Below are 18,080 nucleotides of genomic sequence, written 5' to 3' on the forward strand. Positions count from 1 at the left end.
CATCAAAGCAACACCTCATCAGCCCATACGCATGACCTCCATACAGCAACTCTGCGATGAATTCATGTCGTCCCGCCGCCGCGAAGCCCTCCAGAAGGCTCTCGGCGGCGAGACTGCGATAATATCCGTCTATAACCTCGCCGGATCGGCGCCGGCCATGATGCTCGCGGCGCTCCATCCGCGCAAGGTACCCACGGTGGTTGTCGGCGATTCGCTCGACGATGCCGGCTATATCTACCACGATCTCAGCCGCATCCTCGGCGAGGACCGGGTGCTGCTCTTCCCGTCGGGCTACAAGCGCGACATCAGATACGGCCAGGTCGATCCCCCTTCGCAGATACTGCGCACCGAAGCCCTCAACCAGTGGCATTCCGACCGCGCGCCGGCCTATGTGGTGACCTATCCTGAGGCCCTGGCCGAAAAAGTGGCCCGGCGCGAGGTGATTGACCGCCACACCCTCCACCTGCGCAAAGACCGCGAGACGGACCTCCCCGCCACCATAGACTGGCTGCGCCAAAACGGCTTCCAGGAGGTCGACTATGTCTATGAGCCGGGCCAGTTTGCCGCACGCGGCTCCATTCTCGACATCTTCGGCTACAGCCACGAACTTCCGTTCCGCATCGACTTCTTCGGCGACGAGATCGACTCCATCCGCACCTTCAACATTGAGACCCAGCTCTCCGAACGCCGCCTCGAAGAAGTGGCCATAACCTCCGGAGTCGCCTCGCAGTCGTCAGGCGAGTCGCTGCTGGAGTTCGTCGATCCCTCGACCCTCTTCGTGGTCCGCGATGCTCTCTACACCCTGGAGCGCGTAAGGGCCATCGGTGCCGAGGAACTTTCGCAGAGCGCCCTGGCCGCTGTCGATGACAGCACCGACACCAACGCCATGAAACAGGTGGTCGACGGCGAGGCCTTCACCCGTGCCTTCAGCTCCTTCCGTCAGCTGCGCTTCTCGGCCGCCGCACAGCCCGATCCCGCCGCCGGAGCCTCGATTGACTTCCACTGCTCGCCCCAGGCCATCTACCACAAGAATTTCGAGCTGATCAGCGAAAGTTTCACCCGTTTCCTCTCCGAGGGCTACCGCATCTGCATCCTCAGCGACAGCGAGAAGCAGATCGAGCGCCTGAAAGTCATCTTCGCCGACCGCGGCGACGACATAGCCTTCTCGCCCGTCATGCCTACGGTCCATGAAGGTTTCACCGACCACTCGCTCAAACTCTGCGTCTTCACCGACCACCAGATCTTTGACCGCTTCCACAAATACACCCTCAAGAGCGACCGCGCCCGCTCAGGCAAACTCGCCCTCTCGCTCAAGGAACTGAGCGCCATCGAGCCGGGCGACTTCATAGTCCACGTGGACCACGGCGTAGGCAAGTTCGCCGGACTGCTCCGAACCAATGTCAACGGCAAGACCCAGGAGATGATCAAGCTCATCTATGCCAATGACGACATCATCTTCGTCTCCATCCACGCCCTCCACAAACTTGCCAAATACCGAGGCAAGGAGGGCGTGCCCCCGAAGATCAACAAACTCGGCTCCGGCGCATGGAACAAGATGAAGGAGCGCACCAAGTCAAAACTCAAGGACATAGCCCGCGATCTGATCAGACTCTACGCCGCCCGCAAAGACGAAAAGGGCCATGCCTTTGCCCCTGACAGCTATCTGCAGCAGGAACTGGAGGCTTCATTCATCTACGAGGACACCCCTGACCAGCTGACCGCCACCAAAGCCGTCAAGGCCGACATGGAGAGCGACCGCCCGATGGACCGACTGATCTGCGGCGACGTGGGCTTCGGCAAGACCGAAATAGCCATCCGCGCGGCTTTCAAGGCGGCTGTCGACGGAAAGCAGACAGCCGTGCTCGTGCCGACTACGGTGCTGGCCTACCAGCACTTCAACACCTTCCGCGACCGCCTCAAAGAGCTCCCCGTGAGAGTCGACTACATATCCCGCGCCCGCACTCCCAAGCAGGTCAGGGAAATAATCAGCGATCTGGCCGAAGGGAAAATCGACATACTCATCGGAACCCACAAACTCATTGGCAAGGATGTCCGCTTTAAGGATCTCGGCCTGCTGATTGTAGACGAAGAACAGAAATTCGGCGTGGCCGTCAAAGAAAAGCTCAAGCAGATGAAGATCAATGTCGACACCCTGACCATGAGCGCCACCCCCATCCCCCGCACCCTCCAGTTCTCTCTCATGGGCGCACGCGATCTCACCTCGCTCAACACTCCCCCCGCCAACCGCTACCCGATCATCACCTCCGTCTGCGCCGGCGGCGACGACATTGTGGCCGAGGCCGTCAACTTCGAACTCTCGCGCAACGGACAGGTCTTCATGATCAACAACCGCATCGAAGGACTATATGAGCTTGAAGCCCAGGTGAAACGCCTTGTCCCTGACGCCCGCGTGATCGTGGCCCACGGACAGATGCCACCCGAAAAACTCGAAAAGGCCATCATCGACTTCGCCAACCATGACTACGACGTGCTGATAGCCACAACCATCATCGAAAGCGGCATCGACATGCCAAACGTCAACACCATCATTGTCAACAACGCCCAGAACTTCGGCCTCAGCGAGCTTCATCAGCTCCGCGGACGTGTGGGCCGAAGCAACCGCAAGGCTTTCTGCTATCTTCTGGTGCCCCCCACATACCCCTGACCCCCGTGGCGCGCCGGCGCCTCCAGGCAATCGAGAGTTTCAGCGATCTCGGAAGCGGAATTCACATTGCCATGCAGGATCTCGACATCCGCGGAGCCGGCAACCTCCTGGGTGCGGAGCAGTCAGGCTTCATAGCCGATCTCGGCTACGAGACATATCAGAAAATCCTCAAGGAGGCAGTCACCGAACTGCGCACCGAGGAATTCTCGGATCTCGAACAGGCCGACCGTCTCGACGAGTCACAGACCGATTTTGTGGCTGACTGCGTAATCGAGAGCGACATGGAACTGCTTCTGCCGGCCGACTATGTCCCAACCGAGAGCGAACGCATAGCCCTCTATCAGGAACTCGACGGCATAGAACGCGAACTCGACCTGCAGGCCTTCAAAAACCGTCTCACCGACCGTTTCGGCGCCATCCCGCCAGTCACCGCCGAATTGCTGCGCATTCCGCGTCTGCGGAGCCTCGCTCGCCGTCTTGGCATAGAAAAAGTAGCCCTGAAACAAGGCCGGATGTACACCTATTTCGTCGACGAGAGCAACAAGGCCTACTATCAGTCCGAAATGTTCGGCAAGATGCTGGCCTATCTGACCGCCAATCCGCGCCGGGTGCAGATCCGTGAGCGCAACGGCAAGCGCTCATTCGCCATCGCCGACGTCACCAACGTCGAAACCGCCGTTGCCATCCTTTCCGAAATCATAGCCTGATCCCCCGCAGCATGATGGTAAATCGGTGTCCTGCCGGACATCTCCATCTGTAATCCCCGCATGGCGCACGGATAGCGGGTGTCCGCAGGACACCGTTTTACTCGTAGCCCCCTACACCGCAGCGCAAAGCGCGTAGGTGTAGGGGGGTAAAGTCATTCATCCAAATTATCGTGTCCGCCAGGACACGGATTTACGACCCCGGATGGCCCCCCGCCCGCAGCATGACGGTAAATCGGTGTCCGCCGGACACCACATGACGGGGAAATCACGAACCCGTGACACCTTGGCGCTGTGCGCTACGGTGTCACGGGCTATGAGTAAATCGATGTCCTGCGGACATCTCCATCCGGCCGTCATAGCATAACAAAGGGGCTGCACCCATCGGTGCAGCCCCTCGACTTCTGAAACTTGTTCAGATTATGGTTTGTAGACGGAAAAGGTATAAGCAGCCTTATCGGATGATAACTTTTGAAACCTTGTTGCCCTGACGGCGGATGTAGAGGCCGTTTTCTGGGTTTTCAACGCGGATACCCTGGAGGTTGAAGTATTCAACGGGAGCGTTTTCGTCGGCCACGATATCGGCTATGCCGCTGTCATCGCCAGAAGGCAGGTTTACGGAAATGAGCTTGCCGTTGGAATTGATGATAAGCTCTTTCTTGGCATTGATGGCCGAGATCATATCTGCTGTGAGGCCGAATGTGTAGGTCACGGTGCCGTCAGCGTTGGTCTTGCTGGAGCTGGTGGCCGCAAGGTCGGTCCAGCTGCTGTTCATCAGCTGTGCATAGTCAACGGCTGCGGTGAAAGTCACGGCGAGCTGGGTAGCACTTTCGGGTAGCACTGTGAATACGTTCGTTCCGCAGAAGCGTTCGCCATAGGCCACTACACCGGCGGGATCGAAAGAACCTGCGCGTTCAACTTTGGTCAGCACACAGCCGCCTTCGCCCTGTACATTGATGTTGGCGCCGCAGTTGTCAAGCATTTCCTGGGTAACGCCCACGATTGCCGAACCGGTGGCGATATCTTTCTGGGCGATCTTGGCGGAGCCGAGGAGGTCGTTCCAGTCAGCGCCCTTGACAATGACCTGAGAACCGCTTCCGGCGGTAGAGAAAGTGTATTTCAGAAGGTCGCCTGCTTTCAGTTTGGAGGCTGGGATGATGGCTCCCTGAGAGCTCCACGAGAGAGTGCATTCGCCTTCCCACAGAAGGTTTTCGTCAACGGTCTTGTCTGTCTCGCAGGTGACTTTGGTCACAGTCATGCCGTAGCCCTGCACGCGCAGACCGTCAGCCTTGATGGCCGCTATATCTTTGGCACCAAGGGGGCAGTCGGTTTTGCTTGAACCTGCTTCTACCGAAATGCACTGGTAGTCGTTGCCGAGTTCAGTGGCCACATCAAGTGGTGTCCAGCCGGATACGTCTGAGCAAGGTTTGTATTGCCAATAGGTACATTTGGAATCAAGAGTGTAGTGGAAAGTCAGAACGGCTGACTCATTGCCAAGCACGGTGAGCTCAGACTGTGGGATAGAGAATGACTCTGACCAGCTTGTGCCGAGATTGCAGCTGCCTTCCCATAGGGTTACTTCGGCGGCTGATGCGGAGAGCGCTGCTACGAGAGCGGCTGATGCGAGTAGATGTTTGATCATAAGCGTAAAATGTGATTTAGGTAAGAAGATGTTTTTGATATGGTGTTTTTTAGGTTATTTCAGCGTGTGTGATGTCAGGTCTAAGAGTTTCTGATCGAATGTTATTGGTAATGCTGTTTGATAGGTGAAGTTGATAGGTCAGTCAATTTTTGCAAATTTATGCAAAATTAAACGCTTGATATGATACTATTTTGCCCGATTGATGCACTGTTTTGCATATATGGAAAGAAACAGGCGGTCCGACATATCTGTCGAACCGCCTGCCTCTTTCGATGCGCGCTTCAGGATGGGCTTGAACCAACGACCCCCTGATTAACAGTCAGGTGCTCTAACCAACTGAGCTACTGAAGCTTTGGATATTGTTTTAAGTATGGCGTTTTGCGCTTCAGGATGGGCTTGAACCAACGACCCCCTGATTAACAGTCAGGTGCTCTAACCAACTGAGCTACTGAAGCAGATGCAATTTTTCTTTGGGCTCTCCCTAAATTTGCGTTGCAAAATTACACTGTTTTTTTTAATTATGCAACCTTTTGGCGGAAAATTTGAAAAATTGTTTTATTTTTTTTATGCCTTGGAATGTGTGGAGCGGTCACTGCACACACTGGATTTCGTTGTGGAGCAGGTTGAGCACGGTCTGGCCTGCAGCCTGCATGGCGGAGGGATCGATGTTGTCGAGGTTGTCATTGGCGGTGTGCCAGGTCGGGGCAAACGATCCTGTCTCGTCGTTTTTGGTCTCGATGATATCAATTGCCGGGATGCCGGCTTTGTTGAGGAAGATATGGTCATCGACCACGGATCCGCCGTTTTTGTTGATGAAGCGGTCGCCGAAGCCGGAGCGCTCGGCAACGGACCAGACTTTGTCAACGAGCTGGCTGGCTTCTGAGTCGGAGAAAAATTCGCGGTGGAACTTGGCGCCTACGCCGCCTACCATGTCGAAGAGTATGGCATAGCGGGGCAGAGAGTCAGAGGCGTAGGGCATGTTTTCGATCCAGTATTGTGTGCCCAGACACCAGGTGGAGTCATGAGTGGAGAACCCTGAGGCCTGGCCGTAGTCTTCGGCGTCGACAAACAGCAGGTCAACTCCAACCGGAGTTTTGTGCTGGTTGAGCAGGCGGCCTATTTCGAGCAACACGGCCACTCCGCTGGCACCATCGTTGGCTCCGAGTACTGGCCGCAGGCGGTTTTCCTCCTGAGCGTCAGAGTCGGCCCAGGGGCGGGTGTCATAGTGGGCGAGGAGCAGAATGCGGTCTTTGATTTCCGGTTGATAGGAGCCCATGATATTGCCTATGGGCAGGACATCGCCGTTGAAGGCCTTGACTTCGCCGGTCTGTACGCTGACGTTCTGGGCTCCGTGGCGGGTCAGTTCGGAGACTATATAGTCGCGGCATTTGAGATTGGCGGGAGTGCCTGAAACGCGTGGACCAAAGGCTACCTGACGGCGCACATAGGCATATGCGCTGTCGCGGTTGAATTTGACAGGTTCTTTCAGGCTTTTCTCAGTGCCGCTTTTTTTGTCGTTTCCTGTCTTCGGAGATGTCTTGCAGCCTATGGCTGTGACGACAACGGCAATGCAGAGCATTGCGGTGTAAAAAATTCGTTTCATGTTTCTCCTTTGTTGACTCTGAATTAGATTGGCTTGGTGCCGGTTGTGTCATTCCATTTGCGACACAATAGAGGTATTGTCCGACAAAGTTACAACATAGTTACAAATTGCCAACAAAACTGTTACAAAATAATTTGCATGTTAATTTTAATTAACATGACATGGAGCCCGGTCACTGTCTGACAATGAAAAAGGCGCACACTCACATGGAGATGTGCGCCTCTGAAAAATAGGCTTATAGCTATTATGCTGCCATTTTGGGCTTAGGAGTTGTTTTCAGACAAGCTCTTATTTCTTGAAATAGCGGTTGTAGAGACCCTGGAAGCCCTGGCCGTGGCGGGCTTCGTCTTTGGCCATTTCGTGAACGGTGTCATGGATTGCATCGAGGTTGAGCTCTTTGGCACGACGTGCGATGCGCATCTTGTCGGCATTGGCTCCGGCTTCGGCAGCCATGCGCTTTTCGAGGTTTTCTTTGGTCGACCATACGCATTCGCCGAGGAGCTCTGCGAATTTAGAAGCATGTTCGGCTTCTTCAATGGCGTAGCGCTTGAAGGCTTCTGCGATTTCAGGATAGCCTTCGCGGTCGGCCTGGCGCGACATGGCCAGATACATGCCTACTTCGGCGCATTCGCCTTCGAAGTGTGCGCGGAGGTCAGCCTTCATTTCGTCATCGGTATCTTTTGCAATGCCGATCACGTGTTCGGTCACGAATTCGAGAGCTGCGCTTTCGTTAAGTTCCTTGAATTTTGAACGGGGTGCTTTGCAGAGGGGGCAGATTTCAGGTGCTTCGTCACCTTCGTGAACGTAACCACATACGGTGCAGATGAATTTCTTTTTCATAAGTTTGTGTTGTTTAGATAATTATACGATATTTTATTTTGTTTCTTTGTGTTTGCTGCCGGCGTTTTACGCCGCCGGGGGCGGAGTGGGGTAGGTGAGGCCTTTATCCGGCACAGAGGGGGCAGGTGCCTCGGAAGATCACATCCGCTGACTTTACCTGATAGCCGCTCTCCGGGAGAGGCAGTGACGAGGGCATCGTAAAGGCTACGTCAGTTACTCGGCCGCATTCCGTACAGAGGAAGTGGGCGTGGTCATGCTGAGAGTAGTCCCAGCGGGCGCCGTTGACTCCGGTTTCGATGCAGCGGATTATCTCGGCTTCGGTCAGCAGTCGCAGTGTGTTGTAGACTGTGGTGCGCGAAAGCGTGGGGTTTTCCGGCTGCAGGGCCTTGAATATCTCGTCGACTGTGGGATGTACCCGGTTTTCCATCAGAAATCTGAGGATGGCCATCCGCTGCGCGGATGGTTTTACGCCTCCTTCCGAGAGGGTGTCCAGGATTTCTTGAGTGGTGAAACTATAGGATTGCATCGTATCAACGGAACTTTGGGTTTGGATTTATTATTAAGTTGTAATAATTACAATTTTAATTTCGATACAAAGTTATACCATTTACTTCTCTTATGCAAGTGAAATCTCCATATCAAGTGTTAATTTTTTCAAAAAGAGCTTTCGCTGCTTTCTCTGATCCGGCTTCCGGTGCTTGCGCTTTTGCCGGTTTGTTTCGCTTTTGATAAAATTAAACGGGAGCAGCTTCGCGCGGCTCCCGTTTATGAGTTTCCAATAGGTACAATTTCTAAGGTAAAAAAGATTGTTTTAGGTTCGTGGTGCAAAGGTAGGACAAGATTCTGCTCCTGACAAATAAATCTATATGTTTTCCAACATAATTTTATATCGAAGAATTTGCAATTATTGCAGAATTGACATATAGATCAATGTCAGTCAGGTGATTATGTAAATGTGAAAATATTGCATATAATATTTAATATACGTTAAAGAGGTAGGGCGACATGATTCTTTCACTCTTCATAAATGCGTGTCGACAGTGAGTTTCCGTCCCATACGGCATAGCTGAAACGGCTGATCCAGTCACCTAAGATCACCATTTCAGCCCCGTTTCCTACTGGCTTTCGAAGCAAAATGTGACAGTGGCCGAAAATGAAATAGTCGACTTTCGGATTGGAAGGATTGCGGCTGTATTCTTCGGCAAACTCGATTAGCGAGTCGCCCGCACGGTCAGAGGCCACATAGCCTCCTTGCTTGCGGGAATGTGATGACCAGGAGTGTGCGAAGCCTACCGTCCAGCGCGGGTGGATGGCAGCAAAGAGCCTCTGGGCTGTGCGTGAGCGGAAGAGTGAGCGCAGCCGGCGGAACGACCAGGGGAGACGCCCTACGCCGTCGCCGTGTTCCAGCAGGAAGCGGTGCCCGTCAAGTTCGGTGACAAGGATTCCGTCATGGACCTTCAGCCCGATTTCTGACGGGAGATAGTCAAAAATCCAGATGTCGTGGTTGCCTTTGAGCCATGTGATTTCGACTCCGCTGTCGGCCAGAGCTGCAAGGGCGCCGAAAAAGCGGGTAAATCCGCGTGGAACCACGTTGCGGTATTCCCACCAGTAGTCCAGCACGTCACCAAGCAGATAGAGCCGCCGGCAGTCAGGAGCAATGGAATGCAGGAAGCTGACCACCCGCATCTCATGTTGCCGGGGGTCACTGATGTAGGAGGCTCCGAGATGGAGGTCACTGATGAAATATGTCTTGTTGCGTGTGCTCACCTTTCAGTAGCTGTCTGTTGAGTCCGATGCTTTATGCTCAGAGAAATCCGAGATCGAGTTTGGCTTCTTCGCTCATCATGTCTTTGGTCCATTCTGGCTCGAAGACTATGCGGATATCTACACTTTTCACTCCCTCGATGCTTTCGAGCTTGATGCGGGCATCTTCCACGAGGAAATCGGCGGCCGGACAGTTGGGCGCGGTCAGGGTCATGTCGATTTTCAGATTACCGTCATCATCGAGGTCTATGCTGTAGATCAGGCCTAAGTTATAGATGTCTACCGGAATTTCGGGGTCGTAGACAGTTTTGAGCATCGTGACGATGCGTTCTTCTATCTGAAGTTTCTCTTCGGGAGTCATATATGGGCTTGTTTTCGTTTGTAAGTGTGAACTTGCTATAATAATACTTGCTATATATAATATAGGTGGTGATTTTTGTCAGTGTGCTCCGAGCCAGTTGTCGGCTATGCCGGCTGAGACTGTCAGTGGCACTGCGCCGTGATAGGCGTTTTCCATGCAGCTGACTACGAGTTTCCGCATCTCTTCGGTCTCTCCGGGCACAATGTTGAATATGAGTTCGTCATGCACCTGCATCAGCATTCTCGATCTCATGCCGCGGGCTTCCATCTCGTTGAAGATGCTGATCATGGCCACCTTGATGATGTCGGCGGCCGAGCCCTGGATGGGGGCGTTGACGGCATTGCGTTCGGCATAGCCGCGCACCACCGCATTGCGCGAGTTGATGTCGGGCAGATAGCGGCGGCGACCCATGCGGGTGCTGACATAGCCCTGCTCGCGGGCAGTCTCCACTGATTTGCTGAGATATTCGCGTATGTGGGGATAGGTGGCGAAATATCCGTCGATCAGTTTCTTGGCTTCGGCGCGGGCTATTCCCAGACGCTCCGACAGACCGAAGGCCGAGATGCCGTAGATGATACCGAAGTTGGCCGTCTTGGCGTGGCGGCGCTGGTCGTCAGTGACCTCTTCGAGCGGAACACCGTAGATTTTAGATGCCGTGATGCGGTGTATGTCATCGCCTGAGAGGAAGCCTTCTATCATGTCGCGGTCTGCCGACAGATCGGCTATGAGGCGCAACTCGATCTGTGAATAGTCGGCGCTCATGATCATGTCGCCCGGATCGGCTATGAACGCGCGGCGTATCTCGCGGCCTTCGTCAGTCCTGACGGGGATATTCTGCAGGTTGGGGTTGGTCGACGATATGCGCCCGGTGGCAGTGACTGTCTGGTTATAGGAGGTGTGGATTTTTCCGGTCTGCGGATTGACCAGCGCCGGGAGTGCGTCAAGATAGGTGGTCACCAGCTTCTTGAGGCGCCTGATCTTCAGAATCAGGCTGACCAGGGGCACCTTCGGGGCATATTTCTCAAGCACCTGCTCGGTTGTCGAGTAGGATCCGCGGGCGGTCTTCTTGGCCTTGGGGTCGATGTTGAGCCTTTCGAACAGCACCATGCCGACCTGGGCGGGAGAGCCGATGTTGAACGGACCGCCGGCCATTTCATAGGCCTCTTCCTCCAGAGCGCGGATACGCTCTTTCAGCCGGGCGGAGAGGTCGGTAAGCACGTTTGAGTCGATTCTCACTCCTGTGAATTCCATCTCGGCGAGCACTCTGATCAGCGGAAACTCCACATCGGCCAGCAGCCGGCCCATCTCGCGGCTATCCACATCGCTCTGGAGCGGAGCGCGCAGCCGCAGGGCCAGATCGGCCTCCTCGCAGTAGCGGGCCACGGCGGCCTCCGGCTCAAGCGCCGTCTTCGGGTGGCCTGCTTTTGAATCCGGGGCCACTCCTGCGAGTTCGAGGCGGAGATATTTGGCCACCACATAGCGCAACTCGTGTTTCATTTCCGGATCGATCAGATAGTGGGCCACGGAGGTGTCAAACCAGGGGGCTGTCAGATTGACGCCTTCTTTTTTGAGCAGCAGATAGCCGCGTTTCACATCGTGGCTCACCAGAGTGGCGCTGCCGGTAAACAGCGGCTCAATCACTGCAAGCAGTTCGGCGCGGCGTTCCGGCGAGTCGGCGGGGAGATCAATGAACCAGCCCTCGCAGTCGCTCACTGAAAGAGCGAGTCCTGACCAGCGCGCGGTCATGCTGTCCTCGCCGATGGCGTAGAACGATGTCCCGATGAATTCCGAACCGGAAATGCGGCTGACCACCAAGGCTGCTTCAGCCGGACTTTCGATGCGGCGGTAGTCGCGGCTCTCGCAGGCCTGAGCCGGAGTGTCGGAAGCCGTGGCGCCGTCATCGGGCATGTCGAAGAGCGATCCCATGCCGCTGCTGTCAGCCTCAGGCTGTGGCGGGGCGGGGGCGGCAGCCGGCTGTGTGTCGGCCTGCCCCTGGCGGGCTCCGGCTTTGAGGCGCGCGGCCAGAGTGCGGAACTCCAGTTCGCCGTAAACCTCAAGCAGCTTGTCCACGTCCATCGGCTTGCGTTCGAGCGAGCTGACGGAAATATCCACGGGCACATCGGTCTTGATCGTGGCAAGATATTTTGAAAGGCGGATCTGGTCGGCGTTCTCGCGGACCTTTTTCTGCAGCGCGCCTTTGAGGCTGTCAGTGTTTTCGAGCAGGTTTTCCACAGATCCCCAGGTCTCGATCAGGGTGCGGGCGGTCTTCTCGCCGACACCCGGACAGCCGGGAATGTTGTCGGAGGCATCCCCTTCGAGCGCCAGGAGGTCTATCACCTGCGAGGGGCGGGCTATTCCGTAGCGCTCACAGACCTTGGCTGCGTCGCGTATCTCGAAGCCCTCGCCACGGAGCGCCGGACGATACATGAAGATATGGTCATCGACCAGCTGGCCGTAGTCCTTGTCAGGGGTCATCATGTAGGTGTCATAACCCTCGGCGGCCGCGCGCTTGGCCAGAGTGCCTATCACGTCATCGGCCTCATAGCCCTTCACCTCGATCACCGGGATGCGGTAGGCTTCGAGGATACGCTTGATATAAGGCACCGACGCGGTGATATCTTCCGGCTGCTTGTCGCGGTTGGCTTTGTAGTCGGCGAATTCCTCGTGGCGGAATGTCGGACCTGAAGGATCGAAGCACACGGCTATGTGCGAAGGGTTTTCCTTGCGCAGAAGTTCGTCGAGCGTGTTGCAGAAGCCGAACACAGCCGAGGTGTTGAACCCGTTGCCGGCAAAGCGTGGCGAACGTATCAGGGCATAGTAGGCCCGGTAGATCAGAGCGTATGCATCGAGCAGGAATAGGCGTTTTTCCATATTGGTAAAGTCAAATTTGGGGTAAAGTTAGTGATTAAATTTCACATACTCCCTCAAATCCTCTGACAAATAAACTTAAACGCTCTCTGAGATCCACCTCTATTTCTTATAGTACATCAAATCAAAATACATAGCTCTTGTCGGCTCATTGATATCTTTATCAGAAAGACAATGGAACCCACATTTCTCATAAAACGGAACAGCATTTGAATACGCATCCACAGTAATAAACCTGCATCCGCTTAATGTCATACGGGAAAAGATCATTTTGATCTGCATAAGAACCATTTGCCCGATATGCTTATTGGCATACTCCTGAGATACTCCCAAGCGTCCGATTTTCACGGATGGATAAGCATGGTATCGTTTATTGTTTGGGATCTTACGGTTAATCTTGTTCCACTTTGATCTTTCATCGGGGTCAAGTTCAATCTTATCATTCAACAGGCAATAGTATGCCACAGTTTTATTTGCTTCGTTGTCTTCAAGCAGATATGTTACGGCAAGCATGACATCAAGATAATTCTTAGCGTCATCAAAAAGAAAGCCGTTCAAATCGGGGTCACCACAATCAAACGGCTTTATTTCTGTGTCGGCTTCAATCTGCCGAAACGTGAACTTTTCAAAATTCATAATCACATCGGAAAGGTGCTGATGGCTTTGAACGCCTCGTATGCTTTGCGGGCCTCCTCAATTTCTTTGGCGGATGCACGTCCGACAGTCTCCATCTTTTCTGCGAATCGCTCTGCGTCTTTCCCCTTCAGCACCGGGGTTTCTTTAATTGGTCTTGCCATATCTGAGGATTTTAGTTGTCTGATTACAAAGATACAACAAAAAATTGACATATAAGGATTGAATGCTGAAATTTCGAGAATTTCAATGTGCAAAGGGTGTGCCGGAGCGACCACACTAATGCTCCGGCACACCCTGCGACAGAGACTCTCTGTCTGTGTGCATTCAATAATTTGTTGCTCAGTCGATACGTGTATAGATGTTTCCGGGATAAGGCTTGTTGTCAACCCAGTCATAATTCTCTATATTGCCGATCCACTTTATGAAGTCCGGATAAGCGTCGAGAATTCCGCAGCGTTCCACCGGCCAGCTCCATTCAGTGGGGAGCAGGAGTATCTGCGGGGCTTTGAGGTGTTCGCCGTTTATTCCGTCCTGGATCTTTTTGATCCATTCGCCTCTGATTTCCTCGCCGTTCATCCAGGTAGTGCTGACGGTGAAGTCGGTTTCGTATCTTTCTGACAGCAGCCAGTCATCATCAACCTCGAATTCCAATGATCTGACTTTCGAGTGGTCTATGTCAGGAGTGCCGTTGCCTACGCCGGCGGGTATGCCTCCGGGACAACCTAACAGCGAATGGATCTCGCCGAGCGCATGATCCTGAAAATAGACGTAGCTGTTGAGTTTACCTCCGCATGCCACAGGAGTGATTCTTACCTTGTTCCTGCCGCCCTCAGTGGCTTTTGGCACGAAAGCTACTTTCAGCACTACGTCATTGAAGTCATAGTCATCGAAACTTCCGAGGTCCTCGCAGGCTATGATCCATTCCTTTGAGTCGGGACGGGGCAGATCGTCGGGAGTGATGTCTGTCTCAGGGGGCCATGTGTTGTGGACGCGGAACATGAAGTCGTTAAGGTCGCAGTCAAGGCCTCCGTCCTCAAACCCCACATAATTCTCACCGTTGAAGTTGAACTTTGCTGATGTCGGAAACCAGTCAGACGATTTTTTGATCTCGTCGGAGACCTGACCTGAACCTGAATAGGTTGTCGACGGGCGGTGGATGGCCTGAGAGAGTATGGCGTCGCTCAGATAGAATTTCTCGGAGCGGCCGCTTGAGCCATAGATGAAACCGATTCTTGTTCCGGCCGGAAAGTCGTAGGTCGCTTCGCCGTTGCCGTCTTTACCGAAGTAGACCAGCTTCATGCTGACGGAGCGGATCTTGCATCCGCGAAGCTTTTTGCCTTCATTGTATGTGGTGCGGCAGGCGTTCCAGTCCATTTTCTCCCAGGTTTCGTTCAGAGTGTGGTTTGGGGAGTCATCCTCAGGGTCTGTGTAGTACACCGAACTGTGATGTTCCCAGTTTTTGCAGAGTCTCATCTCCATCAGCGAGTTGTCACCCTGAAGTCGGTTGTCGGCATTGCCTTCATAGTCAAGCACTATGAATTTGGGCACACGATTGTAGAAGCCCCAGGGATCGGTGCGGATGGTTTTCGCGTCTTCCTCATCGTAATAGTAATAGCCCCAGTAGGCGTTTTCGGTGAGCGCGCGCCACATCAGGTCGAATACCACCGGACCGTCTTCTTTCACTGTCAGTTCCACGTCAGGGTCAAGAGTCTTCAATTCATGATAATATTTCTGCAGGTTTGAGATCTCGTTTCCGTGGTCGGAATATTCTGCGAAGAGTCCGGGTTTCACTTCTCCGTCAGGGGTGGTGTACTGGTGTATGATCGGTTTTATATCGTCGATGCTGAATTCCGGGCAGCGCTGTGAATAGTCGAAGTTCTCCAGACGATACAGATTGGGCACATTCTCTTTCTGCTTGTTTGACAGAATGTATTCCTGGCTGAGTTTCCGGGCTATCTCGTCGTCTCCTTTCTCCAGAGCGTCCCAGCTCAAGCGATAGTTGTCAGGGTTCTCGCTGAGGAATCCGGTGAGAAATTCCAGGCACTTGTCATTTATTCTGTCAACCTCAAGCTCAACGGCTTTTTTGGTGACCGGGCAGTTGCCTGAGCGTGAACTGCGGCTGTCGGTGATGCTGACAGCCCCTTTGCTGACAGGCATGAATCCGGAAAGTTCCACCTGGCCGTCGCGGTTTTCCACACGCACATACACATGATTGCTGCGTATGTCCGCGTCAAAACATGCGGTTCCGCGGCCGGAGGCCACTTCGACTGCGGCAAGCATCTGGCAGCCGGGGGTATTAGGCGAATCGGTATAGATACGGGCTATTCCGTCGGTCTTCGATCTGAGATTTACTGTAGCTTTTATGGGCTTGGCCATGCTCCAGGACCGTTCCAGATCGGGAACTCCGAACTGGCGGATGAATCCTCTGAGATAAAGTTCTTCCTGTGGAATCTCAGGAGCAGTGTCGGCACACGAGCCGAATGCTAATGCACTGAGTGCCAGCAACGCGGAGTACCCTATGCGGGCAACCCCTGTTGCGGGAGGTAATTTGTCCATATTCAAGGTGTTATGATGTGTTTTTCCAACGCAATTGAAACTGTTTGATTGGAAATAAATTTATAGAGAAGATGCATGTGTTGGTATTCACCCGTAAAATTAGGCACTTTAAATCAATCAACGTGAAAAAATGTAGAAAAATTGCCCTATTGTTAACATTTATTAGTATTGCGAGCTTTTCAGCGGTTTGCGGATGGGGCTGCGGATGGGGCTGTCGGGATTTATTTCATTAATTTTTTCAAACGTGAATGGTTTACAGAAGAATTTTGTAAATTTGCAACTCGAATATGACCGCATTTGCCGACATACGCCAATCACTTCAGCCGGAACTTACCCGTCTCGACGAGCTGATCAGCAGCTCGCTTGATTCATCGAACACTCTGATGAATCAAGTGATAGGCACCTATCTACGCCATAAAGGCAAGCAGCTGCGCCCTATGCTGGTCATGCTGACCGCGCGCCTCTTCGGCGGGGTCAACGAGAATGTGCTGACCGCAGCAGCCTCGGTAGAGATTCTCCACAACGCCTCGCTCATTCATGACGATGTGGTCGACGATTCAAGCCAGCGCCACGGCCAGGAGACCATCAACGCCATGTGGGACAATCATGTGGCAGTCCTTGTCGGCGACTTTTTCGTGTCAAACGCCCTGCGTCTGGCAGCCCGCACGGCCGATCTGCGCGTAATCAACACCATTGCCGACCTCGGAAAGCTCCTCTCGCTCGGCGAGATGGACCAGATTTACAATGCCCGCTACCACGAACTCAACGAAGAGGCCTATTTCAAGGTGATCTCCCACAAAACAGCCTCGCTCTTCGTGTCATGCGTGGCTATGGGTGGCTATTGCACCGGAGCCGACGACGAATCTATCGAAGCCATGCGGCGTTTCGCCGAGCTCTTCGGCCTCTGTTTCCAGATCAAGGACGATATTTTTGACTATTTCGACTCCAAGGCCATCGGAAAACCTACCGGCAACGACCTGCGCGAGGGCAAAGTAACCCTCCCGCTGCTCCATGCGCTCAACTCCACCACAGGCCCGGAGAGCGAGGCCATGAAAGCCCTGCTCCGCTCCGGCGAACCTCTGAGCGAGGAAGAGATCGACAGTCTTATAGCCTTTGCCCGCGCAAACGGCGGCATTGAGTATGCCTACGCCACCATGCAGCGTCTTCGTGAGGAAGCCGCCGCCATCCTCCGGCGCTTCGACTCCCCCGTCACCGCCCATTTCCTCTCTCTCTTTGACTTCATCATCTCCCGCGAAGTCTGATCTTCCCCCCCACTTGGTTACAATTCTCTGCCTGACGGACATCCGCCGGGGGCCATGTGCACATAATCGCCCCCGGCATCTGCGGCGCATTGCGCGCGGGTGCCAGGGGGCAAAGATATTTATTTGAATGTAATGTCTGTCAGGATATTGATTTACGCTTACGCCTGCACCGATAGAATCTCGCCTTTGCCTGACACCGCAAGGTCACGGAGCACGGCAGGGCAGAGCCACGTCTCGCCGCGGACAACCTTCTGCGACCCGCGCACACCTGCGCCGTCGGTCCATGAGACCACCGTCTCGCCCTCAAGGCAGATGATGATGGTAAACGACTCGCGGTCACGCGGAATCGCCACCTCGCCGCTGCCGTCAACCGCAAATTTGCGGGTCACGAAATGGCTGCAATCGGCAAGCACCGACCCTTCGGGGTGTGACTTATAGTCAGTATACACCGTATAGTCTATGGCATCGCGCGCCTGGGCCGTGTGGAGCTCGCGGGGATTGCCGTCCTTGTCGCGGCGGTCATAGTCATAGATGCGATAGGTTATATCGCTCGTCTCCTGGATTTCTGCAAGCAGATTGCCCGCACCGATGGCATGGATGCGCCCGGCAGGGAGAAAGAACGTATCGCCGGGAGCCGAATCATAGGCATCGATCACCTCCATGACGGTATTGTCGGCCACACGGCGCTCATAGTCATCGGGAGTGATGCTCTCTTTCAGACCCACATAGATCTTGGCCTCCGGCTCGGTGTCGATGATGTGCCACATCTCGGTCTTTCCGGGGCAATTGTGGCGTCGGGCCGCCAGCTCATCGTCAGGGTGCACCTGCACCGAGAGATCGGCCTTGGCGTCGATAAACTTTATAAGCAGAGGAAAAGCGGTTCCGAAGCGGCTGTAGATATCGGCACCGGCAAGCTCCTCTCTGTAGGTCTCGATCAGCTGTGTCAGAGACTGTCCGGCCAGAGGTCCGCGGTCAACCACGGAGATATGGCCAGGCACGGCTGACAGTTCCCAGCTTTCGCCTATGGCAGTCTGGTCAGTCGTAATGCCCTTATAAGGCGCGATGCGCTCTCCACCCCAGATGACAGACTTGAGGTAGGGCGCGAAATGGATAGGTTTGTTCAGCATTATTGACAATTATTGAAACGTTTGATAATGATCTGAATATGTATGCGTGTGC

12 protein-coding genes, 2 tRNA genes and 1 pseudogene are annotated in these 18,080 nt (G+C 54.1%); 2 read left to right on the forward strand and 13 right to left on the reverse strand.

All coding sequences use genetic code 11. The features are described from left to right. The first annotated feature begins 31 nt into the window (after positions 1-31). Positions 32-3,372: pseudogene (mfd, locus tag FDZ78_RS07415) on the forward strand (transcription-repair coupling factor). Between the two features lie 451 nt (positions 3,373-3,823). Here mfd and FDZ78_RS07420 read toward each other — a convergent pair. The 12 genes from FDZ78_RS07420 to FDZ78_RS07470 all read right to left on the reverse strand — a co-directional run bounded on the left by FDZ78_RS07420 (position 3,824) and on the right by FDZ78_RS07470 (position 15,639). Next, the gene (locus FDZ78_RS07420; RefSeq protein ID WP_136408326.1) at positions 3,824-5,011 is read right to left on the reverse strand and encodes a hypothetical protein; all 1,188 of its coding nucleotides are present in this window, start codon (positions 5,009-5,011) and stop codon (positions 3,824-3,826) included. A 277-nt stretch (positions 5,012-5,288) separates the two neighbouring features. Next, positions 5,289-5,362: transfer RNA gene (locus FDZ78_RS07425), tRNA-Asn, on the reverse strand. Positions 5,363-5,392: 30 nt separating this feature from the next. Further along, positions 5,393-5,466 (reverse strand) — tRNA-Asn (locus tag FDZ78_RS07430). A 134-nt stretch (positions 5,467-5,600) separates the two neighbouring features. Continuing rightward, positions 5,601-6,614, reverse strand: a complete 1,014-nt coding sequence (locus FDZ78_RS07435; RefSeq protein ID WP_107031091.1) for a M28 family peptidase — start codon at positions 6,612-6,614, stop codon at positions 5,601-5,603. Positions 6,615-6,902: 288 nt separating this feature from the next. Continuing rightward, positions 6,903-7,454, reverse strand: a complete 552-nt coding sequence (locus FDZ78_RS07440) for an NADH peroxidase (RefSeq protein WP_107031092.1) — start codon at positions 7,452-7,454, stop codon at positions 6,903-6,905. 103 nt (positions 7,455-7,557) lie between these two features. Continuing rightward, positions 7,558-7,980, reverse strand: a complete 423-nt coding sequence (locus FDZ78_RS07445) for a Fur family transcriptional regulator (RefSeq protein ID WP_136408327.1) — start codon at positions 7,978-7,980, stop codon at positions 7,558-7,560. Between the two features lie 488 nt (positions 7,981-8,468). Then, positions 8,469-9,221: a UDP-2,3-diacylglucosamine diphosphatase gene (locus FDZ78_RS07450; RefSeq protein ID WP_107031094.1), complete on the reverse strand. Its 753-nt coding sequence runs from the start codon at positions 9,219-9,221 to the stop codon at positions 8,469-8,471. 37 nt (positions 9,222-9,258) lie between these two features. Further along, positions 9,259-9,579 carry a metal-sulfur cluster assembly factor gene (locus tag FDZ78_RS07455; protein ID WP_107031095.1) on the reverse strand — a complete coding sequence of 107 codons (321 nt, stop codon included), beginning with the start codon at positions 9,577-9,579 and terminating at the stop codon, positions 9,259-9,261. A 78-nt stretch (positions 9,580-9,657) separates the two neighbouring features. Next, positions 9,658-12,450, reverse strand: a complete 2,793-nt coding sequence (gene polA, locus FDZ78_RS07460; protein WP_136408328.1) for a DNA polymerase I — start codon at positions 12,448-12,450, stop codon at positions 9,658-9,660. A 99-nt stretch (positions 12,451-12,549) separates the two neighbouring features. Further along, complete coding sequence (locus FDZ78_RS07465; RefSeq protein WP_123399566.1) at positions 12,550-13,083, reverse strand: GNAT family N-acetyltransferase; 534 nt, start codon at positions 13,081-13,083, stop codon at positions 12,550-12,552. Between the two features lie 2 nt (positions 13,084-13,085). Continuing rightward, on the reverse strand, positions 13,086-13,244 hold the full coding sequence (locus FDZ78_RS14615; RefSeq protein WP_168181992.1) for a hypothetical protein: 159 nt from the start codon (positions 13,242-13,244) through the stop codon (positions 13,086-13,088). Between the two features lie 178 nt (positions 13,245-13,422). Beyond that, the gene (locus FDZ78_RS07470) at positions 13,423-15,639 is read right to left on the reverse strand and encodes an LruC domain-containing protein (protein WP_136408329.1); all 2,217 of its coding nucleotides are present in this window, start codon (positions 15,637-15,639) and stop codon (positions 13,423-13,425) included. A gap of 287 nt (positions 15,640-15,926) precedes the next feature. Here FDZ78_RS07470 and FDZ78_RS07475 point away from each other — a divergent pair, with 287 nt between their 5' ends. Next, entirely contained in the window at positions 15,927-16,901 is a 975-nt protein-coding gene (locus FDZ78_RS07475) for a polyprenyl synthetase family protein (RefSeq protein WP_123399560.1), read from the forward strand. Positions 16,902-17,059: 158 nt separating this feature from the next. Here the strand turns inward: FDZ78_RS07475 and FDZ78_RS07480 are convergent, their stop codons facing one another. After that, the gene (locus FDZ78_RS07480; RefSeq protein WP_136408330.1) at positions 17,060-18,028 is read right to left on the reverse strand and encodes a type I phosphomannose isomerase catalytic subunit; all 969 of its coding nucleotides are present in this window, start codon (positions 18,026-18,028) and stop codon (positions 17,060-17,062) included. Positions 18,029-18,080: the final 52 nt, after the last annotated feature.

The organism is Duncaniella sp. B8 (assembly GCF_005304985.1).
GTDB lineage: Bacteria > Bacteroidota > Bacteroidia > Bacteroidales > Muribaculaceae > Duncaniella > Duncaniella muris.

What these genes read in the sequence shown, in the direction of transcription:
- FDZ78_RS07475 (WP_123399560.1), top strand. Translation starts at nt 15,927, where the DNA reads ATGACCGCATTTGCCGACATACGCCAATCACTTCAGCCGGAACTTACC.
- FDZ78_RS14615 (WP_168181992.1), bottom strand. Translation starts at nt 13,244, where the DNA reads ATGGCAAGACCAATTAAAGAAACCCCGGTGCTGAAGGGGAAAGACGCA.
- FDZ78_RS07480 (WP_136408330.1), bottom strand. Translation starts at nt 18,028, where the DNA reads ATGCTGAACAAACCTATCCATTTCGCGCCCTACCTCAAGTCTGTCATC.
- FDZ78_RS07445 (WP_136408327.1), bottom strand. Translation starts at nt 7,980, where the DNA reads ATGCAATCCTATAGTTTCACCACTCAAGAAATCCTGGACACCCTCTCG.
- FDZ78_RS07455 (WP_107031095.1), bottom strand. Translation starts at nt 9,579, where the DNA reads ATGACTCCCGAAGAGAAACTTCAGATAGAAGAACGCATCGTCACGATG.
- FDZ78_RS07420 (WP_136408326.1), bottom strand. Translation starts at nt 5,011, where the DNA reads ATGATCAAACATCTACTCGCATCAGCCGCTCTCGTAGCAGCGCTCTCC.
- FDZ78_RS07435 (WP_107031091.1), bottom strand. Translation starts at nt 6,614, where the DNA reads ATGAAACGAATTTTTTACACCGCAATGCTCTGCATTGCCGTTGTCGTC.
- polA (WP_136408328.1), bottom strand. Translation starts at nt 12,450, where the DNA reads ATGGAAAAACGCCTATTCCTGCTCGATGCATACGCTCTGATCTACCGG.
- FDZ78_RS07440 (WP_107031092.1), bottom strand. Translation starts at nt 7,454, where the DNA reads ATGAAAAAGAAATTCATCTGCACCGTATGTGGTTACGTTCACGAAGGT.
- FDZ78_RS07470 (WP_136408329.1), bottom strand. Translation starts at nt 15,639, where the DNA reads ATGGACAAATTACCTCCCGCAACAGGGGTTGCCCGCATAGGGTACTCC.
- FDZ78_RS07465 (WP_123399566.1), bottom strand. Translation starts at nt 13,083, where the DNA reads ATGAATTTTGAAAAGTTCACGTTTCGGCAGATTGAAGCCGACACAGAA.